Raw genomic sequence first — 23,936 nt, forward strand, 5'->3', positions numbered from 1 at the left:
CACCACTCTGGTGCGCCGTGGCCGGGACAGCCGGGACACCTGCCGCCGCAGGAAAAATCAACGCCCCGCATGAAAAGACCGTATCCATCCCGGGTGGGCGGATACGGTCTACTTGTGCCGGAGGAACGTCAGAGGCCGTAGAGTTCCCACGTCACCACCTGACGCATGACGGTCGGGAACTTCTTCTCGAAGTACTTCGCCGTCTCGACCATGTGGCGTTCCATTGCTTCCCCCGCTGCGGTCGGCTGGCCGGCTGCGATCGTCTGGCAGATCGCCTCGTGTACGGCGAGTACCGAACGACGAGCGGTCCTGGTGAACTGCACGCCCAGCGGCGCGCCGTCGAGAACCCAGTCGAGGGAGTTGGAAATGTACGTGATCAACGGGTTGTTGGCGCCGGTGGCCACGAGGGTGTGGAACTGGTGATTCTCGTGCAGGAACGTGGCCTCGTCGTCGATGTCGGCCCGCATGCTGGCCACCGACTCCTTCAGCGCGAGGACCGTCTGCTCGTCCCGGTGTACCGCGCACAGCGACGCGGCGATTGGCTCGATGTAACCCCGCAACTCTATGACAGAGCGAAACGTGGTCTCCGAGAACTGCATCAACAACGCCATGGTGCTCGCGAGATGGCGTGAATTGGGTGCGGCCACGATCGGCCCGCCACCGCGTCCGGGACGGATCTCGATCACGCCGAGAAGCTCGAGGATTCGCAGTCCCTCCCGGAGCGTGCTCCGGCCGACGCTGTGGGAGGCGCACATCTCCGTTTCCGTGGCCAGGGGATCACCGGGACGAAGACCGCGAGTCCGAATGTCCTTGACGATCCGCTGGGCGATCACCTCGGAGCGTTTCGGTGGCATCCGCGGCTCATAGGCCTGCGGTGTCATGTCTTTCACGTTGATGCCATTGCCATTGCCATTCGCTTCCAGCATCCGATGCTCCTTGGGCCTGGTGTCGCTGATGTAGCTGCGGGGCATCCGAGGGTCATTCCCTGCCATATACAGCTGACATATGCAGTGTTACTGCGATATTTTCCCGATTGGGGTACCTGTTGGTGCGCATGGCGCGGCCGGTCAGCGGCCGGTCCAGACTGGCCGCCGTTTCTCGGCGAAGGCCGTCGCGCCTTCGCGTGCGTCGGCGGAGTGACGAACCGGGTCGACAATGGCTTCTTGATGCTCGAATGCCTGATCGGTGGCCCAATTGCCGGACTCGATGATCACCTTCTTCGACGCCTGCACGGCCAGCGGTCCGTTGCCGCTGATCTCCTCGGCGAAATCGAGCGCAGTATCGAGGGCACGGCCCGGCGCTGCGATTCTGTTGACGAGGCCGTGTTCGGCGCACCACCGGGCGGTCAGACGCCGTCCGGTCAGGGCTGCCTCCATGGCAAGGTGATACGGGATGCGCGAGGGCAGTCGCAGCAGACCGCCGCCGGCGGCGGTGAGTCCGCGCTGCACCTCGGGGAGACCGAACACGGCGTCCTCGGCGGCTACGATGAGGTCGCATGACAAGGCGATCTCGAATCCTCCGCCCATGGCGGCACCCTCGACAGCGGCGATGAGCGGCGTATCGGGCGGTTTGCGCACCAGGCCGAATGGTCCACGCTTGTCGTCGACCGGGCGTTCGCCCGTGGCCCGGAAGGCTTTCAGGTCCATTCCCGCCGAGAAGTGGCCGCCCGCGCCGGTCAGCACGATGACACGGCAGTTCGGGTCGTCGTCGAGTGCGTCGAGGGCGCGGCTGATCGCCCGAGCGGTGGCCAGATCGACGGCGTTACGGGCCGCGGGCCGGTTGATCGTGAGGACGGCGACTCCGTCCATCGGGTTGTCGATCATCAGCGATGCGGGCGCCTCGGTGGTGCTCATCGCGGCGCCATCCGGATGGCGCCGTCGAGTCGAATCGTTTCACCGTTGATCATGGAATTCTCCATGATGTGGACGGCGAGTTCGCCGAATTCTGCCGGATCGCCGAGGCGGCTGGGGTGTGGGACGGACTGTCCGAGTTTGTCGCGCACGTTCTCGGGAAGCCGTGCGAGCAGCGGAGTGTCGAAGATTCCGGGTGCGATCGTGGCGACCCGGATCTGGTGGGTCGCGAGGTCCCGCGCGGCGACGATCGTCATGCCGACGACACCCGCCTTCGACGAAGCGTAGGGAATCTGCCCGACCTGACCCTCCCAGGCCGCGACCGATGCCGTCATCACGATCGCGCCGCGGTCGCCGTCGAGGGGTTCGTTGCTCACCATCCGGGCGGCACTGAGCCGCAGCACGTTATACGAGCCGATGAGATTGGTCTGGATGACTCCCGCATAGTTCCCGAGCGGGTTGGGTCGGCCTTCCTTGTCCAGGATGCGCATCGTATGACTACGTCCGGCGCAGTGCACCACCGCACGCAACGGGCCATGGGACTGCGCGGTGTCGAGCGCGGCCGACACCGTTTCCTCGTCGGTGACGTCGGCGGGTGCGAAGCTGGCCGCGCCACCGAAGCTCGCGGCCACCGCCTCACCGGCGGACGTGGGTAAGTCCAGGATGGTCACGTGCGCTCCCCGTTTGGCCAGTGCGCGCGCACTGGCCAAACCGAGGCCCGACGCGCCTCCGGTGACCAGCGCGGATGTCCCGTCAAGATTCATGAGATTCTCCTTCGTCTCGAAGCCCGGTCGACCCTGTTCGACAGAGTCAGAGACTTAACGTAGATAATATAAGCATCATTAAGACCGGTAGTCGAGACCCTGTTTGGTTACGAGGCAGTTCGGGCCGGCCGCGCGACCTACAAGCGTGCGAGGGGAATCGGTTTCCGAGAAGCTCTTCTCAACCACGATTAAATATGTCTATGATAACACCACATACTGTTTCAGGTGCATGACGTGTGCCGAACTGGCGAGGAGAAGTGACGTGGGCGAGACCCTGCTCGAGCGGGAGAAGGACCATCCCCAGGAAGTTGTCGCCGAACGCGACGGACGACGGATCATCATCATGGACTCCGCCCGCTGGGTCGACGGGCGGAACACCGACCGTGACGTCGTCCTGCCGGCGTCGTACATCGGCGTCCTTCCCGCACGCATGTGTGCCATCCACCGCCCCCGCGGCGTCATCGGGCACGACGCCTGCGTCGGCAAGGACGGGGCCGGGATCGCCGGACTCTGGTACCTGGAGGCACTGGGCATCCCCGCCGCCACCGCGGACGGCATGACCGTGGAAATGGGCAACGGACGCGACCTCTACGACAACGGCCTGATCTCCCATGTGAACTACCACGCCGAAAGCCTGGGCGTGGCAGTCGGGATGCCCGTTCGCGAAGCGGCCGAGCTCCTGCGCGACAAAGAGCTGACCGACACCACCGTCGGGAACAAGATCCGGCGCGAGATCGTCGAGGAGCTCGCGGACGGCCGCCGGATCGTCGTCACCGACTCCATCGTGTGGGCGCTGCCGGAGGACGCCGGCCGCAGCGTCATGGTGACCGCGGGCCACACAGGCCGCAGTGGCGCCAAGTTCTTGCTCGAGGCCGACCCATGGGCCTTCATCTGCCACGACGGAGGCATGTCGAAGAACGACTCCGGCATCGTCGGACTGCGCACCGCCGAGGACGCCGGACTGGCCGGCGCCTGCATCGACGGGCGCACGGCGCCGATCGGCGACGCCTTCCGCGGCTACCACGAAGGGCTGATCAGCGCCTGCAACGGCCACGCCCGCGACCGCGGCGTCACCATCGGCATGCCCGTCGCGGAAGCCGCGCACCTCCTGCTCGTCGGCGGCAGCTGATGGACATGCAACTCGAGCGGCCACTGCCCACCCCGAGCGAATTGACGGCGCCGTTCTGGGCAGCAGCCCGCGAGCATCGCCTGATCCGTCCCGTCTGCGACGACTGCTCCCGCAGCTTCTTCACACCCCAGTTGATCTGCCCCCACTGCCTCGGCGAAAAGTGGAGCTACCAGACCAGCACCGGCCGCGGAAGCGTCTACAGCAGCACCATCGTTCACCGCCCGCCGTCCCCGGCCCTCCCAGCACCCTACGAGCTCGCGATTGTCGACATGGACGAGGGCTGGCAGTTGCTCACGAACATCGTCACCACGCGGAACGAACCGACGCCGATCGGTGCACGCGTCGAGGTGACCTGGACCGAGATCGACGAGAACTGGACCTTCCCCGCCTTCCACACCACCGACACAGAGGACCTGCGATGAATATCGGACTCGCCTTCAGTAGAAACGCCCGCCGGGACCCACAGGCCCTCGCATGTTTCGCAGGCACCCGAGCACGCACCTGGGCGCAGGTCAACGATCGGGCCTGCCGCCTGGCGAATCTGCTCATCGACCGGTACGGGGTGGCCCGCGGTGACCGCGTCGCGGTGCTGGTCGCCAACCGCATGGAGGTGGTCGAACTCGTCGGTGGCTGCGCCAAGGCGGGCGCCGTCTACGTCGGTCTGAATTTTCGGCTGGGTGAGCCGGAGTACGCCGACATCTTCACCAACTGCACCCCGAAAGTCATTCTCGCCGACGCGGAGTTGGCCCCGATGGCGCGGCGGCTCACCGACGGCACCTCCGTCGTCGTGCTCGATATCGACGATCCGAGCCAGTACGACGAGCAGCTGAGCGCCTCGTCCGCCGCCGCACCACTCATCGAGCGGCAGGTGGGCCCCGGCGACGACTTCTGCATCGTCTACTCGAGCGGCACGACCGGTCGACCGAAGGGCATCCTCTTCAGCGTCGGCGCCACCCTGCAGCATGCCGCAGTGGCGGTAACCGAATACGAGCTGTCCGCGCAGACGCGGTGGATGATCGCCATTCCCCACAACTCCAGCATGCAGATCACCCTCGCTCCGCTCGCCCTCCTCGGCGGTGCGATCGGATTCGCGGACTCGCGGGGCTTCAAGCCCGCGCGGTTCGTCGACGACGTGCGAGCGAACGCGGTCACCCACACCTTCCTGGTGCCGACCATGCTGATTCGACTGCTCGAATCCGAGATCGACCGTGACGCGATCCCGACCCTACGGACGATCGGGTACGGATCCGCCCCCATCGCGCCGGACCGCGTCGCGGCCCTCGTCGAGCGGTTCGGCCCGATTTTCGTGCAGTTGTACGGCATGGCGGAAGTCGCCTCGATCGGCACCATGCTCCGCAAGAGCGACCACGCCGCTGCCGCGGCCGGTCGCCCGGAATTGTTCACCACCTGCGGAAAAGAGTCGATGGCGGTGATGGTGCGCCTGGTCGACGAGACCGGTGCCGACGTCCCCCCGGGCGAGCGCGGCGAGATCGTGTTCGGCACGCCGTACACCATGGTCGGCTACTACCGCGAACCCGAGCGGACCTCGGAGGTGCTCGTCGACGGATGGATGCATTCCGGTGACATCGGGCAGTGGACATCCGACGGTTATCTGAAGATCGTGGGCAGGAAGAAGGACCTCATCATCCGTGGTGGATTCAATATCGCGCCCACCGAGATCGAGAACGTGCTGACCCTGCACGAACAGGTGCGTGAGGCCGCCGTCGTCGGCCTCGACGATCCCGAATGGGGTGAGGCGATCGCCGCGGTCGTCGTCGCGAGTGGGGCGCAGGCACCGTCGGCGGACGAACTCATGCAGTGGTGCCGACAGCAGGGGCTCCCGAGCATCAAAGTTCCCGAACGGATCGAAGTGTGGCAGGATCTGCCGCGCAATGCGGTCGGCAAGATCACGAAAGCCCAAGTGCGAGAGAAGTTGGCTTCCCCGGCCGGTGTTGCATGACCACCGGCCATCCGTTCCACGACATCGCGGTCGTCGGCGTGGGAATGACCCAGCAGGCTCGGCGACTCGAGATGAACTCGCTGACCGCCAGTGTGCACGCCGCCAAGGCGGCCCTCGCGGACGCCGGGATAGACCGCACCGAGGTCGACGGCATCTGTGCCCGCTGGCCAGGACCCGGCGGCACAGTCTTCCAACCCGGATCGGCGGACTGGGCGGGACTGCTGGGAATCCCGGTGCGCTGGATCGGTGACACCTACCCGCAGGGCGTGCCTGCAGTCCTCGACGCCGCCGCGGCGATTGCGACGGGCCAATGCCACACCGTGCTGATCACCGGCGGACAGGCGGGGGTGATGACCGCCGAAGCCGGCCGTGTCGCCTCCTACACGCGTCCGGCGAACGAGTTCGTCGAGCCCTTCGGCTCGTTCACCACCGCACAGTTCGCGCTTGTGGCGCAGCGCTACCTGCACGAGTATCCGCATGCCCGGGAGGCGATGGCCGAAGTCGCCGCAACCATCCGCAACACCGGATCGGCCAATCCCGATGCCGTGATGGCCGGTCGCGGCCCGTACACCGCCGAGGACGTCCTCGCCGCCCCGAAGCTGGTGGATCCGTTCACCCGGCTGGAGGTATGCCTGGCCAACGAAGGCGCGGCCGCCCTGGTCGTGACCACGCTCGAGCGGGCCCGGGATTTGCCGTCGACGCCGGTGCGGATCCTCGGCGGCGGCGCCGAATGGATGCGCCAACAATATGTAGACCCACCCCGCTACGACGACGTGTGGATGATCGGCGCCGACGCCTCCCGCCGCGCCTACACCACCGCCGGCATCGAACCCCACGACCTCGACTTCGTCCAGTTGTACGACGTCAACTCCGCCGAGGTGCTCCGGCAGTACGAAGCCCTCGGCTTCTGCAAACAGGGCGAGGGCGGACCGTTCGCCCTCGACACCGGAATCGGCATCGACGGGGGACTGCCCACCTGCACCGACGGCGGCGTTCTGTCCTTCAGTCACATCGGCTGGGGCGCACCGACATTGAAGATCATCGAGGCCGTCCGGCAAATCCGCGGAGACGGCTGCAACAGGCAGGTACCCGGCGCACGAACCGGGTTGGTCGCCGGAGCCGGATCCGGCGCCCAGTACTACAACGTCCTCGTCCTCGGTGCCGCGGACTGACCGAAGACCGCGCGGACCGCCCCGTCGAGGTCGCCAGCCACGCCAGACCGAAGGAATCATCATGGCAGATATCGAATACGAGGTGGCAGATCACGTCGCCACCATCCGGCTCAACCGTCCACGGCGGAAGAACGCCTTCACCTTGGAGATGATCGACACCTGGGCGAACGCGCTGACCGAAGCCGAAGACGACCCGAATATCCGCGTCGTCGTCCTGACCGGGGCGGGCGGATCGTTCTGCTCCGGTGTCGATCTCGCGGTGCTCGACAGCATCGAACCGACACCCCTCGGCGCAAAGAACCTCCTGACCAAGCACGTGCACAAGGTTGCCCACGCGGCGGAGGCGCTCAGCAAGCCCTACCTGGCCGCGGTCTCCGGGGACGCGTTCGGTGCCGGGATGGACATGGCCCTGCTCGCCGATATCCGGCTGGCCTCCGAGTCGGCGAGGTTCTCCCAGGCATACATCCGGGTGGGTCTCGTTCCCGGCGACGGGGGATGCTACCTACTACCCCGGATCGTCGGCACCGCCACGGCCCTGCAGCTGATGTGGACCGGGAAGGTCGTCGCCGCACAGGAAGCGTTGTCCCTCGGACTGGTCAGCTCCGTCCACCCAGACGACCAGTTGGATGAGGCTGTACTCGCGTTTGCCACCGAGATAGCCCATCAGCCTCCGGTGGCGGTGCAGATGATCAAGCGCAGCGCGAAGCTGGGCGAGAAGCACGACCTGAGAACGGCTCTCGACCTCATCTCCTCACACCATGCCGTCGTCATATCGACCGAGGATTCCCGCGAAGCCCGGCGCGCCCTGGCCGAGAAGCGGCCGGCGTACTTCGTCGGAAGCTGACGACTTCGCGCCGAAAGTGTTCGAGGAGCCGCGGCGGTGTTCGGATGCGGAGGCGTCGGGACACGCGGGCGGGCAGAGCGCGATGCTCTGCCGGTTCCCGTATGTGTCCGGCGGTATCGCAGCTGACCCGAAGGTTCCGGCTGCAAGGGTTGACAACCCGGCCATCACAAGTAAATATAATTATATTAGATGTAGTTACGTGGATCACAGTCGGTCCGTCGGAAACACCGAAGACCCCTGAGCGCGGAACCCAACAGGAGGTTGGACATTGTCCGTCCAAGGCAGTCGTACTCACTCGAGTGCGGCTCGAACCGAGTCCCGCAAGAAACGCAAGGCACTGATCGCCGGATCGGTCGGTAACACCGTCGAATGGATCGACTGGGCGCTCTACAGTGCGCTCGCGCCGGTGTTTGCCACCCAGTTCTTCCCGCCTGCCGCACCTGGGGCGGGCCTGCTCGCGACGCTTGCCGTCTTCGCGGTCGGTTTCGTCATGCGCCCGGTCGGTGGTGCTGTCATCGGCGTCTTCACCGATCGCTACGGTCGCAAGAAGGGCCTGACGCTGACCATCGTGATGATGGCCGGCTGCGCCTTCGTGATCGCGCTGTGCCCGACCTACGAGCAGATCGGCGTGGCCGCACCGATCGTGCTTCTGCTGGCACGCCTGGTCCAGGGATTCTCTGCCGGAGGTGAATTCGGATCGTCCTCCGCACTACTCGTCGAATCCGCCACCGGGATGCGCCGCGCCTTCGCGGGGTCGTGGCAGCAGGTTTCGGCAGGACTCGGTGTGCTGATCGCTGCCGTGCTAGCCCTGGTGTTGACGTCCGCGCTGGAACCGGACGTCATGTCGTCCTGGGGTTGGCGGGCAGCCTTCATCGCGGGCGGACTCCTCGGCATGGTAGGTCTGTGGCTGCGTATCGGACTCGATGAGACCGACAGCTTCCGCACCGCGCAAGAAGAGGGCCGCATTCCGCGAAATCCCCTGACCGAAGTGTTCCGCAAGCACCCGGGTGCCGCGCTCCGCGTGATCGGGATGGCGGCCGCCGGCGTGCTGATCTACTACATCTGGATCAACTACATGCCGGGCTACGTCAGCGCGGTGATCGGCACAATGACACTGCAGACCGCACTGGTGGCGAACACGATCGCGTTGGCCTACTTCCTGTGCCTACTTCCCTTCGTCGGCATCATCGCCGACCGCATCGGGCGCAAACCGGTGATGTTGACCTTCGCAGTCGGCTTCCTGGTATTTGCATATCCGGCGTTCCGTCTGCTCGAGACCGGCGGCTTCTGGACACTGTTCGCCGTGGAGATCGTGGGCGTCACGCTGTTGGCCGGCTACGCCGGACTTATCGCGACGGTCATGGCCGAACAGTTCCCCGCCGAAGTGCGCACCACCGGAATCGGTTTTCCCTACGCCATCGCGGTGGCCGTGTTCGGCGGAACAGCCCCCTACACCACCACATGGTTGGCCACCAACGGTCTGCAGGACTGGGTATGGCTCTATGTCGCCGCGGCGGCACTGGTGGGCGTAATCGTGTACGCGCGGATGCCGGAAACCCGGGACCGCGTCCTGACATAGACCGAGGCCGCCCGGCAACTGGTCCGGGCAGTCCCCGCCGCACAGCACTGATCGGGCAGCTGCACGAGCACGACCCTTACCAGAGTGAGTTTTTCAGGACATGGGGAGCCGTCCCCACGTGTGAACGTGCCTGTAGACCGTGTCCGAAAGCCTTCCTTTTTCAGCGCGTCTCAGGTGGATGAAGTGGCGCGCGGGACATAATGTGACGTGTGGTAGATGAGTTGTCTCTGCGGTTGGTGTCGGATGCCTTGTGGGAGATCGCAATCGCCGAGACAGTGATCCCGCGAATCGGTGCGCCCCCGCAGGGCGGGGGCAGTGCACCGGTGGGTGATCGAGCGGTGTTCACCGCGAGCCGCCCTAACCCGACACAGATCAGCACACCCCCGACGCGGGCGGGGTGGGTGGTGCCGGACTGTGTGTTTCGCACCCCGAGGCCGCGGACCGCACACCGGAGCCCGCGGTCGACCGTCGGTGACACCCGGCCACGGCTGCGCGATGTCGGGAGCAGCCCTGGATCGGGCGGCGCTCGCGCCATTGCGCGGCAATATCTCGAGACTGTCGAGGGTCTCGCACGCCAATTTCAGCCACCGGACGAGATGGCGTTCGGCGTCCGTCCCGGCTGATTTCTCCTCTGCGAGGACGTTCACGGGCGACCAGGCTGTCAGGTCACGGCGGATCCGCCACCGCAGTTCAGCTTGATCGACAATGCAGGGCCTCCCGGTGGCCCGATCGTGGTCGGCGCCCGCCGAGTCGCCGGGGGCGGTGCGATGCCGCCGGGTATCCCTGCGCGGTATGGCCCCGAACATCTCGGGCCATTGGTGATAATCGAGGGCGCGGGCATCGGTGCAGGCGTCGCACAGTTCGGTGAGCGCGGGCAACGACGGCCGCCGGTGGGTGGCGAGGTGGGCGAGCATGTCGGCGCCGAGGTCTTCGGCGCGCGCGAAGACCTCGAGCCCATACCGGTAGCGCATGACCGCGGCGTTCTCCCCCGGTGGCCGGCGAGTGTGCGTTCGCGGCGGGGGAGCCCAGCGACAACTGCAAAGAATCGTTCCTCGGCTACGTGTGCTCTGCCCCTTGCTGCGGTGGCTGCGGCATCGCGGCGGTCGGGGGTGATGCCGTGCAGGGGAATCAGCGCTTCCCGGAACTCGTGCGCAGCGTAAGCGAGGTTCGAGGGGATCGAGGGGGTGGGCGCGCGTGCGCCTGGTTAGTCCAAGCGCCATGCCGGGCAGTCTAACCGGACCGGTAGGCCGCGATTGCGTTGCCGGCCGGCCGCGACCGTGCTTGCCGGTCGTGTGAGAACTCGCACCGCCGGCACCGGATTAACGTCAGCGCTGACGATGGTGGTGGTGGTGTCGTATCCGCCCCTTTGGATTGTCCTTTGACCAGCAGAATTGACACGTCCCGTGACTCAGGGCTTTCGGTGCGCTGGTAGTCTTGTCGCCGCGCTCCGACCCGGGAGATTCCTGAAGTCTGTCGTGGTCGGCTTCAGTAGTGGCAATGAGCTTGTGGCACAAGTGTATCCAAGTGTCACAGTCCTCCCCGGGTGGATCAACGGACTGGATTTCGCCCCCGGGCGCCGTTCTCGCGTTTGTGGGGCAACGGCGACCAGCTGTCTGTGGCAGGGGCCGGATGGAGACGGATGGAGGAACCCCAAGAGCGAGCAGCGTCGACGTGACTTCGAGGTCGCACCTGTCGGCGGGCGTGCAGACCGGACACCCACGGAAGCGGAACCCGCAGACAGTGGTCCGGCCTGGGGATCGCGGTCGCGCGTTCCCGCCGACGGGGCAGGGGCCCGAACCGAGCCTTCGAGGACCTAACGACGTGGGCTCTGCCCGCGCAGATGCTTGGCACCTCCCGGAGGTGCGAGTTCTTCTGGCGGGGAAGCTCCGCGCGACCGATACGGTGTTCCCCATGACTGACTGGGCGCAGCAAGCGCACACTCTCGTCGACGAGGTGCTGCGGTCGGCCGCAGCAAGCGCCGTTCGTGTCCGGATGGGGACTCGTCGACGTCATCGGCGTCACTGCCTACGATACCGGGGCACAGAGGACAGTCACCTTCCTGATGGATGCGGTGGACGGCCGGGGCGTTCGCGGACAGAGCATCGCGCTGGCCTCGGCCGACGCATCGAGCCCGGTCGAGCTGGTCTTCGACGGATGTGAGGTATCGCTGAACTCGGTGATGCACGTCGGGGGCACCGGAGGTTCCGGTCTCGCCCTCGCCGACCGGCTACTTCTGCGGATCAACGGCTCCCTTGGGCGGGGTCAGGCAGTGGTAGGAATGGTGATCTCAGCTCTGCCGTCGATGGCAGAGATTTAGGGGGTGGTCAACCCGTCGAGCACATGTCGGCGAAGCTGGCGCCGATCTGCTCGGCCGGAACACCACTATCGGGCTGGTACCAGCGATGCGACCAACTCACCATGCCCATCACCCCCTGAGCGATCACCGCCACCGGCAACTGCGAGGCGAACACACCGGACTCCATCCCGGCCCCGATCACATCCCGCACCGCCTGGAAATGCCGCCGACTCCACTCCTGCGTCCGGTCCCGCCACGCCTCGTCCTTGCTGGCCAACCGATCCGTGTCTTCTTGCAAGAACACGAAACTGCGGATAGTTCACCTCATACGAGCGCATCAACCCGATCAAGATCGCCCGCAACTTCGCCGCCGGCTCCCCCGCACTGTCACGAATCTGCTCGGCCATCTGCACATTCCCGAGGACCGCCTGCTCGACCACCATCTCGAACAGCTCTCTCTTGCTGCCCACGTAGTAGTACAGAGTCGCCCGGTCACTGCCGAACTCGGCGGCTATATCGGACACACTCGTGGCGTGAAACCCCTTCTCCCGAAACACATTCGCGGCAGCACGCAGCAATTGCTCGCGACGCACGTCGTAAACCTCCGACGACTCCTCGCGCGCGTTGCGGCGCCGAACGCCGATACCGCTGGGCTGGTCAGCCATTACGTACCCCTCCCCCAATGCCCTCGTTTGTAAATCAAAATTATAATAAATAGTTCGAGAGTTCGCACCCTACCGACGGCAAGATGAATCACCATTAGACGTTCCCCCCTTGATCGACTCCCGAAAGCTGCCCCGGCGGATCTCGGGCCACTTCGGTGCCGGGTCTGCTTACCGGTGATGTGTCGTCAGCCGGTCTGGCTGAGCGTCGAGCGGTGGTCGAGTGCGGTGGATGAGGGCTGTTCTGTGGCGTCTTTTCGCGAGGCTTTTGCAAGTCGATGCCTCGGCGACCCGGCGATTCTGCGGCACGGGGCGATGGGGACCGTCTTCGACCGCCCCTATGCACCGTCGACGATCGGATCTCTTCCGAGAATCACCTTCGGGCACGTCCGCCGGCTCGACGCCGTCGCGTCCCGCTTCCTGCGCGGACTCGCCGCTCGCGTCCCGGTGGTGGGGGCATCGACACTGGACGGGTGCTGGTCGATATCGACGATTTCATCATCGAAGTCCACGGTCACGCCAACAAGCGAACAAATCCACCTTCGACCCCACGCCGCTGGTCGCACCTGATGCAACCTCTAGCTTGAGTTTCCCCGCTATCTGATTGGTCGGCGTGTCTTCGACTGTGGTGCTTGCCTTTCGGTGCCATCGGCTGTATTACCTAGATATGGCTTCGATCGTGGGGAAGCGGCAGGGCGGGAAGACGTACTACTACCTGGTCGAATCGGCCCGTGTGGACGGCAAGCCGCGGATCGTCTCGCAGCAGTATTTGGGCAGCGCGGACGAGGTGATGGCGAAGCTGACCGGCGCCGAGCAGGGGCAGCCGGTCCGCACCCAGCACAAGGGGTTCGGGGATGTGGCGGCGGCATGGTCGATCCTCGACCGGCTCGGAGTGGCCGAGGTGATCGACGCGGTCGCGCCGCGCCGCTCGGATGCGGCGGTGTCGGTGGGCACCTACCTGGCGTTGGCCACCGTCAACCGGGTGGTGGCACCGCGATCGAAGGCGGCGTTCGCGCAGTGGTGGGCGGGCACCGCGGGCTCCCGGTGGGTCAAGGCGCCCGCCGCCGCGCTCGATCACCGCCGCTTCTGGAAGGCGATGGACCGCCTCGGCGAGGACGAACTCCGCCGGGTCGAGACCGAACTCGGCCGCCGCATGGTCACCGAGTTCGGGCTGGACCTGTCCGGGCTGGCCCTGGACATGACCAACTTCGCCACGTTCATCGACTCGGCCAACGAGGCGGCGCCGATCGCACAACGCGGCAGGGCCAAACAGAAACGCGTGGACCTGCGGCTGGTCGGGCTGGCGTTGGTGATCACCCGCGACGGCGGAGTCCCGATCGTCTCGCACCCGTACCCGGGCGATCGACCCGACGTCACCCAGTTCTCCGACGTCCTCGACGCACTGGTGACCCGCTACCGGGACCTGACCAACACGGTCGACTCGCTGACCGTGGTCTACGACGCCGGCCAGAACTCGACCGCCAACCACGCCCGCGTCGAGGACTCGGGCATCGGCTTCGTGGGCTCGCTGCCCCCGAGTGATCATCCCGAGCTGCTGGCCCTGGGCAAATCCCGCTACATCAGCGTCGACGAGGACCGCTATCCCGGCCTGACCTGTGTCGACACCGAAGTCCGCGCCCTCGGTGTCACCCGGCGGGCCGTGGTGACCCATTCGCCGAACCTGCACGCCAAACAATCCCGCGGATTCGACCAGACCCTGGCCAAGGTCCGCCGACAACTCGCCGAACTGCAGGCCACCCTCGCGCGCGGACGCACGCGCCGCGAGAAGGCCGCCGTGCAGGACGCGATCGACCGGATCTGCCGGCCCCGCTGGGTGCGCGAGGTACTCACCACCACCCTGACTGGGGACACTCCCGGCAGCCTGCGGCTGTCCTGGCGCACCGACACCAAGTCCCGGAAACGACTCGAACACCGGATCTTCGGCAAACGCATCCTGTTCACCAACCGTGAGCACTGGACCGCCGCCGAGGTCGTCGCCGCCTACCGGTCCCAATCCGAAGTCGAATCCGGCTTCCGGCAACTCAAAGATCCCGCCGTCGTCTCGTTCTCCCCGATGCACCACTGGACCGACTCCAAGATCCGCGTCCACGTCTTCTACTGCGTCCTCGCCCTCGCCGTGGCACACCTGATGCGCCGCCAGGCCGAACACGCCGGCCTGCACCTGTCCGTGCGCGCCCTGCTCACCGAACTCGCCGGCATCGAAGAAACCGTGCTGCTCTACCACGACGGCGGCAAGGGACGACCCCGCGCCAGCCGCATGCTCACCGACATGAACGACACCCAACACCGCCTCTACGAGGTGTTCGCACTCGACCGCTACGCCCCCACCCGATGATCCGAGACGACAGTTAGGTAATACAGCCACACCACCCCAAAATCCCTACTGGCCAGCACAAACGCCACCCAGGCGCGAGACAGCGGGGAAACTCCGGCTAGGGGACAGACCAGGTCTGCAGACCAAGAAGCTGATTAACTCGACAGAAACTTCACTGGCAGGGGCGCGCTGACCTGCTGCGTCAGGCTCTGGTGTGACCCGTTCGGCCTTACGAGAAACCTTGCGTGCGTGTACCACTCACAGATTTCAGGTCGACGGCGTGGGCCTTGCATCCCCGTCGGGAAGGCGGAGGCAATTCGTCAGCATCATGGCCATCACATCGGCCAGATCTTCGTCTGAGCGCGCCAGCGGACTGTCGGGAGCGGCGATGGCAAGGTAGACGCAGCGCTCGCATAAGGAGATCAGCGCGGCCGTGAGCATGTCGTCGCCGGGTTCCAGGGGACGCGCCTTGGCTAACCGTGCTGTCAGCGCGAGCCGAAAGCTTTCGTTGATCTCATTCCAGGTGTCGTGGATCTCTTGGTTGCTGTGCCATCCTTCGATCGTCGCCGAGAACAGGGTCGCGTGTTCGCGCCAACCTCGGAGTGTCTCCAGGCTCACGTGGCGCAGAGTGTCCTTCTCGATGGGGCCCTCCCCTTCGAAGAAGGGGTTCCAGCGCTCGTAGATCGTCCGGCCCATGTCGGCGATCAGGGCGGCGACGACCGAGTACTTCGTATCAAAGTGTGAGTAGAACGTGGGGCGGGACATCTGAGCGCGGTCGACGATTTCCTGGACGGTCAGGTCATCGAGTCGACGGATCGTTAGCAACTCGCGCACGGCGTCGATGATGGCCTGGCGCGAGGGTGCGGCCAACCGTCGCTGCCCGAGACGCTGGGGCAAAGTTCCGCTGTTGGCCTGGTTAATCACCTTATACACCCTATCCAATTGCGACATGACATGCGTCTCCACGAAGTAGAACACGAAACGGCAACCGGCCTGCGCATGAGTGCCGTCCACCGACGTTGAACAGGTTGGACGTCTTCCGCGGTTGCTCCGATGCGCCTGCATAACGTGTCTTTACGTGATCATTGACACATGACTTTACAGCTGTAAGGATTCACAGCAACGCGGGACTGCTCCCGCAACGACGCGGACGTGAGTGAGCTCAATGGGAAGTGTCGAGGTCGAGCAAGTCAGGGGAATCTGGCAGGGGCTGTTGACGGCGCTTGAGCCGGCGGAGATCCCGGACTGGTGCCGGGGCTACGAAGAGCTGTGTGACGGGTTCCCGTCCGGAGGAGTTCCTGCAATCAGTGCCAAATAGGGCTTGTGCTTCGCGTCACATCCGCTATATTCTAATTGAATCTACATTCGAAAAAAGCTCGCCGAGTCCGTCCCTGTGACACAACAACGCCGGTCGGCGCTCACCGCCTCCTCAAACCCACAGACAGAGAGGAACTCCGACTAATGACTGTTGCTTCTGCACAACGATCGCAGTCCGCCGAGTCCGCCCAGTCCGCACTCGACCGAGTCCCGCGTCAGCTCTACATCGACGGAAGATTCGTCGACGCCCAGTCAGGTAAGACTTTCGGAGTCGTTGATCCCGGTACGGGCCGCGAGTTGCTGCAGGTCGCCGAGGGTGATGCTGCTGATGTGGACCGTGCGGTGCTGGCTTCCCGTCGAGCCTTCGAGAGTGGGCCGTGGCGGGACATGACGACGATCGAACGGTCCCGGTTGATCTGGCGGCTGGGCGACCTCATCGAAGAGAACCTCGATACATTCGCCATCCTCGAGTCCTTGGATGTCGGAAAGCCACTGCAGGTTAGCCTCACCGGCGATATCCCCTTCGCGGCGAAGTGGTTCCATCACATGGCGGGGCTCGCCACTCGCATGGAGGGTACGACGGTGACGCCCTCGCTGCCGGGACGGTGGCAGGGGATGAGCCTGCGACAGCCTGTCGGTGTGGTGGGCGCGATCGTGCCATGGAATACCCCCCTGATCATCACCGCGTGGAAACTTGCGCCCGCTTTGGCTTGCGGCAACACCGTGGTTCTCAAGCCGGCGGAGGAAACGCCCCTCACGGCGCTCTTCTTCGCGTCATTGCTCGAGCAGGCCGGTCTCCCGGACGGCGTCGTGAATGTGGTGACCGGCTTCGGGCACACCGCGGGCGCGGCAATCGCGGCCCACGGAGGAATCGACAAGGTTTCGTTCACCGGGTCCACCGAGATCGGGAAGGAGATCGTCAAGGCTGCGACCGGAAACCTCAAGCGAGTCTCTCTCGAGCTGGGCGGCAAATCGGCCAACATCGTGATGCCTGATGCGGACCTGGAACTGGCGATACCGGGTGCTGCTACCGCGGTGTTCGCGAACTCGGGCCAGATCTGCACCGCAGGAACGCGGCTGTTCGTGCATTCGTCGATCTTCGACGAGGTCGTTTCCGGAGTAGCGGAACAGGCTCGCGCCATCAACGTCGGGCACAGTCTCGACCCCGACGTGACCATGGGCCCGGTGATCTCGGAGCGCCACCGCGACAGGGTGGTCAGCTACCTCGAATCCGGCTTCGAGGACGGTGCGGAAGCGGCAGCCGGCGGATCGGCCCGACCCGACGACGGTTACTTCATCGAGCCGACGATCCTGACCAATGTGCGACCGACCATGAAGGTGGTGCGAGAGGAGATCTTCGGTCCCGTCGTTGTTGCGCAGCGATTTGACACCCTCGCCGAAGTCATCGCGATGGCGAACGACACCGAGTACGGGCTCGCGGCCGGTGTCTGGACCACGAACCTCCACAGCGCTCACCGCTGCATTCAGGAGCTTCGCGCTGGCTCGGTCTACGTCAACACCTTCAACGTCGCAGACCCGAGCCTGCCCTTCGGAGGTATAGGGCAATCGGGCTGGGGGCGTGAGCACGGCGAGGGAGCGCTTGAACAGTACAGCGAGACCAAATCGGCGGTGATGTACCTCGGATGACCGGCGGCACCTGACAATACCCAGCGGGTGCGCGCCGCACACCCTGTAAAGCTGCTGTCGATTCACACACCATGAGCCACGGTAGCGGGCACCCACGAAAACTCATGTAAGGAAACCAAATGGCGGATCAGAACGGTATCGCAGACGGCGACCGGCGCACTATCGACTTCGACCATCACTCTCCGGAACTGACCGAGCGCGTCGAGGACCTCGGCGTCGGTCCGGCGCTCAGTGAGTTCCAAGCCAAGTGCCCGATCGCTTGGTCCACCGCACACGAGGGCTTCTGGCTCACCACCGGATACAAAGAGCTCAAGCGGGTGGCAATCGACGACAAGACCTTCTCCTCGGACTTCGACGTGAACCACGAACGTGGCGGCACGCCCGACAAGCCCGGATACCGTGGCGTCGGAGTCCCGCCGGTGAGCGTCGTGCCGTTCGGATTCCTCGAGATGGACGACCCCGATCACGCGCATATTCGGCGCGCCCTGACCCCCTGGCTTGGTCCTGAGGCGGCGGCGAACTGGGTGCCGGTCATCGAAGATCTGACCAACGCATTCATCGACGAGGTGATCGAGCGAGGTGAATGCGACTTCATCGACGACATCGCGTCCCCCATTCCCGCCGTGCTCACGATGATGATGCTCGGCACGCCGCTCGGGAAATGGAAGGAATGGGCCGAGGCGAACCACTTGCAGCAGTCTTCTTTCCCCGGCACCCCGCAGAAGCAGCGGTCCGAGGAACTGATGAACGACTTGGTCGCCGATCTGGCCGGCATCATCGCGGAGCGTCGGGCGAACCCGCCGGAAGGCGAGCCGAAGGATCTGCTGGGTGTGATGTGCCAGAATGAGATTGGTGGGCGGCTGCTCACCGAGCAGGAGATACTGCTGCACGCCGTGCTGATCGTCGGCGGCGGCGTCGACACCACCACCTCGGTCATGGGGGCCGCGATCAAGTGGCTGGCACAGCATCCGGGCGAGCGCACCAGATTGGCGGAGGACCCGGACCTGACCAAGACCGCTATCGAAGAGTTTCTCCGCGTCTTCCCCCCTGTCACGGGACTGGCCCGGACAGCGAAGTGCCCCGTGCAGGTCGGAGACCAGAAAGTTGACGAAGGCGATCGTGTGCTGCTGATGTACGCCGCGGCGAACTACGACCCGCAGATCTTCGACGAGCCACAAGAGGTCCAACTGGATCGGTGGCCTAACCGGCACACCACCTTTGGTCTGGGTGGCCACCGCTGCATCGGCCTGCACGTTGCGCGTGCGGTGTTCACGGTAGTGCTCCGGCAGGTGCTTGAACGTCTGCCCGACTACACCATCGACCACGAGAACGCCCAGATCTACCCTGACGTCGGCTTGAACCAGGGGTGGATCAGCCTTCCGATGAAGTTCACTCCGGGATCGAAGGTGGGCAGCGAGTTCAAGCCCTCCGATGCCGCTCCCACCGCGTCTGCCGTCAATGCTGCAGCTGGGATGAGCGACGCAATCGCAAATGCAGCGGATGAGGTGGTCCACTGATATGCGTATCGCGATCGACGACTCGCGCTGCCTGGGTCACACCATGTGCATAGTGGCAGCATCCGAACTGATTGAGATCGACCCGGTATCCGAGCACGCGAAGGTCAGGACTGCACATGTTCCCTCTGGACAAGAAGGCAGCGCGTGGATGGCAGCGAGCGGATGCCCGGAACAGGCGATCTCTGTGATCGAAGAGTAACGGCCCCACCAACTCACCGAGTGCTCAGTTTTAGGGTCGGCCCACCCTTGTAAGCCGACAAATGACCAATCGAAAACCTGATTCTGATCCAAATCGGGATCTTATAAGCCCCCGTTCGACAGATGGGTTCACCCGGTGGGTGCCCGAACGGCGGACGGGATTGAACGAAAGGGAAAGACAATGGGACGAGTGGAAAACAAGGTAGCCCTGGTCACCGGAGCCGGGCGAGGGCAGGGGCGCAATCACGCGCTCCGGCTGGCAGAACAGGGCGCGGACATCATTGCTCTCGATGCCTGCGTCGACTACGCCAGCATGAACTACGGCATGGCCACCGAACAGGACCTCGAGCAGACCGCGAAATTGGTCAAGGCGACCGGACGTAAGGTCATCACTCGACGCGTCGATACCCGCAACCTCGAGGGCCTCAAGCAGGTCGTGTCCGAGACCGTCGCCGAGCTCGGCAAGCTCGACATCGTGTGCGCCAACGCCGGCATCTTCTCCGCTCAGCCTTGGGACGCGGTGACACCCGAGGTGTGGCGCGACACGATCGATGTCAACCTCACGGGCACCTGGCACACCTGTGTGGCTGCCATCCCGCATCTGCTCGAGAACGGTTCGGGGTCGATCATCATCACCGGTTCGACTTCGGGCGTCAAGGGACAGCCGTACTTTCAGCCCTACGTCGCCGCAAAGCACGGTGTCGTGGGCCTTATGAAGTCTTTTGCGAACGAGCTGGCACCGAAGAATATTCGTGTCAACGTCATCCACCCCACCGGTGTGGATACCCCGGCCCTCGCTGGCGTGGGTGGACTCGACGGACTGTTGCAACTCGACCCCCATCAGGGGCCCTGTTTCGTGAACGCAATGCTCGTCGACATGGTCGAGGTCGACGACATCTCCAATGCCGTGCTGTACCTCGCTTCCGACGAGACCCGGTATGTCACGGGTACAGAACTTCGCGTGGATGCCGGCAACCTCGGTCGATAACCCGTTCGCTCATCCGGATTCGAATACTGTTGCAGCATTGACACCTTGGGTGCGAGTGCGTGGTATCCCTGTGCGCTCCCCGATGTACCGCGCATGCGCACTCCACACGCGCATGCGCGGTATTGACGGCATCTCTGGGTTCGGTCTTCATTCAGAACATCTTGATAGGAACTCCTGTGACCTACCTAATTACCCAAGCATGCTGCAACGACGCATCCTGCGTATCGGTCTGTCCGGTGAACTGCATCCACCCAACTCCCGACGAGCCGGCGTTCATGTCCGCCGAAATGCTGTACATCGACCCCGACACCTGCATCGAATGCGCCGCCTGCGTCGACGAGTGCCCCGTCGACGCCATCAAACTCGACACCGACCTCGCCGAGTCCGATTCGCGATACCTGACCATCAACGCGAGTTACTTCGAGCAGAACCCCATCGATCCGGACGACTTTCCCATGGAGCCGAAATCGCGGCGCGGCGACTTCTCGGGTCTGAGAGTCGCGATCGTCGGATCCGGTCCGGCGGCCAGCTACGCGGCGGCCGAGGTGCTGCGGCATCGCGGCGCCGAGGTCGACATGTATGAACGGCTCCTGACTCCCTACGGCCTGATTCGCTCGGGGGTCGCCCCCGACCACCAGGGGACGAAGGCCATCACCGCCTTGTACCGCGACACTATGAGCAAACCGTCCTTCCATCTGCACCTCGGGATCGAGATCGGCCGCGACCTGTCTCACCTCGAGCTGCTCGAACATCACAGTGCGGTGATTTACGCCGTGGGCGCATCGGGTGATCAACGCTTGCGAATCGACGGTGAGGATCTCCCGGGAAGCCATGCTGCCACTGAATTCGTGGCCTGGTACAACGGGCACCCCGACTACGCGGACGCGGAGTTCGACCTCTCCGGTGAACGTGCCGTCATCGTCGGTAACGGTAACGTGGCTCTCGACGTCGCCCGCATCCTGGTGAGCGATCCGGACGCTTTGGATCGGACCGATATCGCCGATCACGCTTTGTCGACGCTGAGGAACAGCAATATTTGTGAGGTGGTGATCCTGGGTCGGCGTGGTCCGGCGCAGGCCGCGTACACCAACTCGGAATTCCATGCACTTACCCAGCTGCCGGGCATCGATGTCGTTGTCGACCCGCGCGAGGTCACCCTCGATGAACACACCCGGGCGCTGATCGACGGAGGAGACGCCTCGGCGGCGGTCCGGCTGAAGGCCGAACTCGCCGCGGAACTAGGCCAGAGGGCGGTGGCCGACGACCGCAAGAGGATCGTGTTCCGTTACCTGGTGTCACCGACGGAAATCGTCGGCGACGCCCGGGCTACCGGCGTGCACGTGGTCCGAAACTCGTTGGTACTCGACGATGCTGGTGTTGCTCGGGCAGTTGCCGGTGAGGACGGCGAGTTCATCGAAGCCGGCCTGGTCCTGCGGTCCATCGGATACCGCGGAACCGGAATAGCGGACGTGCCGTTCGATCCGAAGCGCGGGGTGATTCCGAACGCGAACGGCCGGGTGATCGACCCCGGAAGCGGCGACGTGGTCGGCGGCGTATACACGACTGGTTGGATCAAGCGTGGGCCTTCCGGCGGGATCGGTACCAACAAAAAATGTGCGAGGGACACCGTTGATCTGCTGCTCGACGACTTCGGCAACGGAAGGCTCGGCCCCGTCACCGCACGCGGGGACCTCGAGACCCTGATCGCCGAGCGCCAACCCAAGGCGGTTGACTTTGCCGGCTGGAACCGGATCGATACCGCCGAGCGCCAGGCCGGTGGGGAACGCGGACGGCCTCGTGTCAAGTTCGTCAGCCTCGAGTCCATGGCGGAGGCGGCCCGCGCCATCGACTCTGCGAGTGCCCGATAGGACTACCGCACCGTGAGACGAATCCGTGCTGGCGACTACGCGAGGCTGAGACAGCGACGCACCACTGATACGGATGTGCGCGTCGCTGTTTGGCGAGTCGACCTGAGGGCGGCTCGGACGAACCTTGGTGTAACGCGCACCGGTGTTCTTTCACTTCCCACCCGTCCCGAAGTCGGCGAGAGTGCGCAGCGCCCCAGGGCCGCCGCCACAGCTCCCTATGACGTAACCTGCGCTGCCGCAGCGAGGCCGCCTCCGGTAGGTCTCCACGAACGGAGGCATCTCCGCCTTGTGGGGCACGTCTCACTTTGCTAAATTTCAAGAAATTGAAAATAGATTAATTTGATGTTGTGGCTCGCGACAAGCAGTCACCACCCCTCATCGCCGTTTGCCGCTTGTACGGCCTGCACCGACCAGGTGCAGTCGACACACAATCTCAGGAGGCCGCATGTCCGTGGATGAACCCACTATCGTGCGAGCAGATGGCCCGCTCGACGCGGGCAGTTCGACAGCCGGCTCCGTTAAGGCGAGGCGGGCAGTTATTGCAGGTGCACTGGGTACCCTGATGGAGTACTACGACTATGGCCTGTATGGATTCATGGCGGTCATCATTGCGCCGCTCTTCTTCCCGAGCTCGGATCCGACCGTTTCGCTGCTGGCGACATTGGCTGTGCTCGGAACCGGTTATGTCGTTCGTCCGCTGGGTGGAATTTTCTTCGGCATCCTCGGCGACCGGAGGGGCCGACGGCTTGCACTTGTCTGTACGGTTGTGGGAATCAGCGCAGCATCTGCTGCGATCGGAATGCTGCCGACGCATGCGCAGATCGGGATCTTCGCGCCGATTCTGCTCATCCTCGCGCGTCTGGTGCAGGGTTTCAGCGCGGGAGGAGAACTCGCCGGTTCTGCGACGTACATCTCCGAATCCGCGCCCCCGCGCCGGCGAGCTTTCTACGCTTCCTTTAACCTGTCCGGACTTGCACTAGGGTTCGCGACAGCTGCCACCACCGCCGGTGTCGTATCAGCACTGACAACCCCGGAACAAATGTCCTCTTGGGGATGGCGTATCCCCTTCCTGATCGCGGTGCCCCTCGGAATTCTGGCGATGTGGGCACGAAATAAGCTCGAGGACACCCCCGAGTTCCGCGAGATGGCCGAAAATGACGAAGTGGTCAAGTCACCTGTCCGCGAGGTCATTCGAAAGAATCCATTCGAGGTGCTCAAGGTGGCTGGAGTTTCCTTCGCCATGAACGGTGCAGGGAACATCGGTCTGATCTACATGTCGGTCTACCTCGTCAAGAACGTCGGATTCAATGCCGGGAGTGTCTATTGGCTGGCTGCGATCGTTATCGGATCGGTGGCGCTCATTGTTCCTTTGGCTGGCACGCTTGCGGACAGCTGGGGTCGGCGACCGGCAATGGCGATCGGTCTGATCGGCTTCCTTGTGCTGAGTTACCCGGTAATGCTTGTCATGGAGAAGACGTCGAGCCTCGTTGTCGCGGGTCTCGCGTATTTCGTTTTCATGGTGCCCTGGGCCTTTCTGCAGGCCCCTGCAATGCAGGCGTTCACCGAGATGTTCCCGCGCCGCTATCGGTACACCGGCGTCGCCTTGGGCTTCAACATCGGCACCGTGTTGGTGGGAGGCACTGCCCCGTATCTGGCGGCCCAGTTCGCCGAGTGGACAGGCAACCAGCAATCCGCGGCCTTCGTGGTGATGACCGTCTGTGGCATCGGGTTGATTGCGCTGTTGCGTATGCGCGAAACAGCTCGTGACAAGCTGCCCGTGTAGCACTACGAAAGAGCGGACCGGGTCCGG

The 23,936-nt window shown here is 64.4% G+C and carries 19 protein-coding genes and 3 pseudogenes; 16 read left to right on the top strand and 6 right to left on the bottom strand.

Annotated features, from left to right (window positions below; genetic code table 11):
• Positions 1-128: 128 nt before the first annotated feature.
• The 3 genes from CJ179_RS47815 to CJ179_RS47825 form a co-directional block, all read right to left on the bottom strand.
• Positions 129-926: a FadR/GntR family transcriptional regulator gene (locus CJ179_RS47815; protein ID WP_061698438.1), complete on the bottom strand. Its 798-nt coding sequence runs from the start codon at positions 924-926 to the stop codon at positions 129-131.
• A 141-nt stretch (positions 927-1,067) separates the two neighbouring features.
• Positions 1,068-1,853: a crotonase/enoyl-CoA hydratase family protein gene (locus CJ179_RS47820; protein ID WP_095866160.1), complete on the bottom strand. Its 786-nt coding sequence runs from the start codon at positions 1,851-1,853 to the stop codon at positions 1,068-1,070.
• The gene (locus CJ179_RS47825; RefSeq protein WP_061698440.1) at positions 1,850-2,614 is read right to left on the bottom strand and encodes an SDR family NAD(P)-dependent oxidoreductase; all 765 of its coding nucleotides are present in this window, start codon (positions 2,612-2,614) and stop codon (positions 1,850-1,852) included. Before CJ179_RS47825 ends, CJ179_RS47820 begins: the two co-directional genes overlap by 4 nt.
• Before the next feature lie 262 nt (positions 2,615-2,876).
• On the opposite strand from CJ179_RS47825, the gene CJ179_RS47830 reads away from it, so the two are divergent.
• From CJ179_RS47830 to CJ179_RS47875, 8 genes and pseudogenes are all read left to right on the top strand, one after another.
• On the top strand, positions 2,877-3,743 hold the full coding sequence (locus CJ179_RS47830) for a hypothetical protein (RefSeq protein WP_197487852.1): 867 nt from the start codon (positions 2,877-2,879) through the stop codon (positions 3,741-3,743).
• Positions 3,743-4,165: a Zn-ribbon domain-containing OB-fold protein gene (locus tag CJ179_RS47835; protein WP_063886824.1), complete on the top strand. Its 423-nt coding sequence runs from the start codon at positions 3,743-3,745 to the stop codon at positions 4,163-4,165. The genes CJ179_RS47830 and CJ179_RS47835 overlap by 1 nt, the downstream gene beginning before the upstream one ends.
• Positions 4,162-5,703, top strand: a complete 1,542-nt coding sequence (locus CJ179_RS47840; protein WP_061698442.1) for a class I adenylate-forming enzyme family protein — start codon at positions 4,162-4,164, stop codon at positions 5,701-5,703. Before CJ179_RS47835 ends, CJ179_RS47840 begins: the two co-directional genes overlap by 4 nt.
• A complete protein-coding gene (locus CJ179_RS47845) occupies positions 5,700-6,875 on the top strand; it encodes a thiolase family protein (RefSeq protein ID WP_061698443.1) in 1,176 nt (391 codons plus the stop codon). Before CJ179_RS47840 ends, CJ179_RS47845 begins: the two co-directional genes overlap by 4 nt.
• A 61-nt stretch (positions 6,876-6,936) precedes the next feature.
• Positions 6,937-7,719 (top strand): enoyl-CoA hydratase/isomerase family protein, encoded by a 783-nt coding sequence (locus CJ179_RS47850; RefSeq protein ID WP_095866161.1) that lies wholly within the window; start codon positions 6,937-6,939, stop codon positions 7,717-7,719.
• Between the two features lie 268 nt (positions 7,720-7,987).
• Positions 7,988-9,298, top strand: a complete 1,311-nt coding sequence (locus CJ179_RS47855) for an MFS transporter (RefSeq protein ID WP_061698445.1) — start codon at positions 7,988-7,990, stop codon at positions 9,296-9,298.
• Positions 9,299-9,507: 209 nt separating this feature from the next.
• Positions 9,508-9,648, top strand: a pseudogene (locus CJ179_RS47860) (IS5/IS1182 family transposase); the annotation flags it as partial.
• Positions 9,649-11,282: 1,634 nt separating this feature from the next.
• Positions 11,283-11,615, top strand: coding sequence for a hypothetical protein (locus CJ179_RS47875; protein WP_095866162.1), 333 nt, complete (start codon positions 11,283-11,285; stop codon positions 11,613-11,615).
• 7 nt (positions 11,616-11,622) lie between these two features.
• On the opposite strand, the gene CJ179_RS53580 is transcribed toward CJ179_RS47875, so the two are convergent.
• On the bottom strand, positions 11,623-11,898 hold the full coding sequence (locus CJ179_RS53580) for a hypothetical protein (protein WP_257016315.1): 276 nt from the start codon (positions 11,896-11,898) through the stop codon (positions 11,623-11,625).
• A 199-nt stretch (positions 11,899-12,097) separates the two neighbouring features.
• A pseudogene (locus CJ179_RS53585) lies at positions 12,098-12,259 on the bottom strand (TetR family transcriptional regulator); the annotation flags it as partial.
• Between the two features lie 279 nt (positions 12,260-12,538).
• Here CJ179_RS53585 and CJ179_RS47885 point away from each other — a divergent pair.
• Together CJ179_RS47885 and CJ179_RS47890 are read left to right on the top strand one after the other, a co-directional pair.
• Positions 12,539-12,783: pseudogene (locus CJ179_RS47885) on the top strand (IS1380 family transposase); the annotation flags it as partial.
• 140 nt (positions 12,784-12,923) lie between these two features.
• Positions 12,924-14,612, top strand: a complete 1,689-nt coding sequence (locus CJ179_RS47890) for an IS1634 family transposase (protein ID WP_095864304.1) — start codon at positions 12,924-12,926, stop codon at positions 14,610-14,612.
• Between the two features lie 246 nt (positions 14,613-14,858).
• On the opposite strand, the gene CJ179_RS47895 is transcribed toward CJ179_RS47890, so the two are convergent.
• Positions 14,859-15,605 carry a TetR/AcrR family transcriptional regulator gene (locus tag CJ179_RS47895; protein ID WP_179377951.1) on the bottom strand — a complete coding sequence of 249 codons (747 nt, stop codon included), beginning with the start codon at positions 15,603-15,605 and terminating at the stop codon, positions 14,859-14,861.
• 447 nt (positions 15,606-16,052) lie between these two features.
• Here CJ179_RS47895 and CJ179_RS47900 point away from each other — a divergent pair, with 447 nt between their 5' ends.
• The 6 genes from CJ179_RS47900 (at position 16,053) to CJ179_RS47925 (ending at position 23,909) form a co-directional block, all read left to right on the top strand.
• Entirely contained in the window at positions 16,053-17,555 is a 1,503-nt protein-coding gene (locus CJ179_RS47900; protein ID WP_095866164.1) for an aldehyde dehydrogenase family protein, read from the top strand.
• Positions 17,556-17,872: 317 nt separating this feature from the next.
• Positions 17,873-19,072, top strand: coding sequence for a cytochrome P450 (locus CJ179_RS47905; RefSeq protein ID WP_179377952.1), 1,200 nt, complete (start codon positions 17,873-17,875; stop codon positions 19,070-19,072).
• A 1-nt stretch (position 19,073) separates the two neighbouring features.
• A complete protein-coding gene (locus CJ179_RS54345; RefSeq protein ID WP_179377953.1) occupies positions 19,074-19,271 on the top strand; it encodes a ferredoxin in 198 nt (65 codons plus the stop codon).
• A gap of 180 nt (positions 19,272-19,451) precedes the next feature.
• Entirely contained in the window at positions 19,452-20,258 is an 807-nt protein-coding gene (locus tag CJ179_RS47915) for a mycofactocin-coupled SDR family oxidoreductase (protein ID WP_095866166.1), read from the top strand.
• Positions 20,259-20,434: 176 nt separating this feature from the next.
• The gene (locus CJ179_RS47920) at positions 20,435-22,126 is read left to right on the top strand and encodes an FAD-dependent oxidoreductase (protein ID WP_095866167.1); all 1,692 of its coding nucleotides are present in this window, start codon (positions 20,435-20,437) and stop codon (positions 22,124-22,126) included.
• A gap of 445 nt (positions 22,127-22,571) precedes the next feature.
• On the top strand, positions 22,572-23,909 hold the full coding sequence (locus CJ179_RS47925; protein WP_095866168.1) for an MFS transporter: 1,338 nt from the start codon (positions 22,572-22,574) through the stop codon (positions 23,907-23,909).
• Positions 23,910-23,936 lie beyond the last annotated feature (27 nt).

Origin of the sequence: Rhodococcus sp. ACS1 (genome assembly GCF_002300155.1) — a bacterium.
In the GTDB taxonomy this organism is placed as follows: domain Bacteria; phylum Actinomycetota; class Actinomycetes; order Mycobacteriales; family Mycobacteriaceae; genus Rhodococcus_F; species Rhodococcus_F koreensis.

Bases quoted from the DNA above. Each gene is read 5' to 3' on its own strand.
- CJ179_RS47815 (WP_061698438.1), bottom strand. From the start codon at position 926: ATGCTGGAAGCGAATGGCAATGGCAATGGCATCAACGTGAAAGACATG.
- CJ179_RS47820 (WP_095866160.1), bottom strand. From the start codon at position 1,853: ATGAGCACCACCGAGGCGCCCGCATCGCTGATGATCGACAACCCGATG.
- CJ179_RS47825 (WP_061698440.1), bottom strand. From the start codon at position 2,614: ATGAATCTTGACGGGACATCCGCGCTGGTCACCGGAGGCGCGTCGGGC.
- CJ179_RS47835 (WP_063886824.1), top strand. From the start codon at position 3,743: ATGGACATGCAACTCGAGCGGCCACTGCCCACCCCGAGCGAATTGACG.
- CJ179_RS47840 (WP_061698442.1), top strand. From the start codon at position 4,162: ATGAATATCGGACTCGCCTTCAGTAGAAACGCCCGCCGGGACCCACAG.
- CJ179_RS47845 (WP_061698443.1), top strand. From the start codon at position 5,700: ATGACCACCGGCCATCCGTTCCACGACATCGCGGTCGTCGGCGTGGGA.
- CJ179_RS47850 (WP_095866161.1), top strand. From the start codon at position 6,937: ATGGCAGATATCGAATACGAGGTGGCAGATCACGTCGCCACCATCCGG.
- CJ179_RS47890 (WP_095864304.1), top strand. From the start codon at position 12,924: ATGGCTTCGATCGTGGGGAAGCGGCAGGGCGGGAAGACGTACTACTAC.
- CJ179_RS47900 (WP_095866164.1), top strand. From the start codon at position 16,053: ATGACTGTTGCTTCTGCACAACGATCGCAGTCCGCCGAGTCCGCCCAG.
- CJ179_RS54345 (WP_179377953.1), top strand. From the start codon at position 19,074: ATGCGTATCGCGATCGACGACTCGCGCTGCCTGGGTCACACCATGTGC.
- CJ179_RS47915 (WP_095866166.1), top strand. From the start codon at position 19,452: ATGGGACGAGTGGAAAACAAGGTAGCCCTGGTCACCGGAGCCGGGCGA.
- CJ179_RS47925 (WP_095866168.1), top strand. From the start codon at position 22,572: ATGTCCGTGGATGAACCCACTATCGTGCGAGCAGATGGCCCGCTCGAC.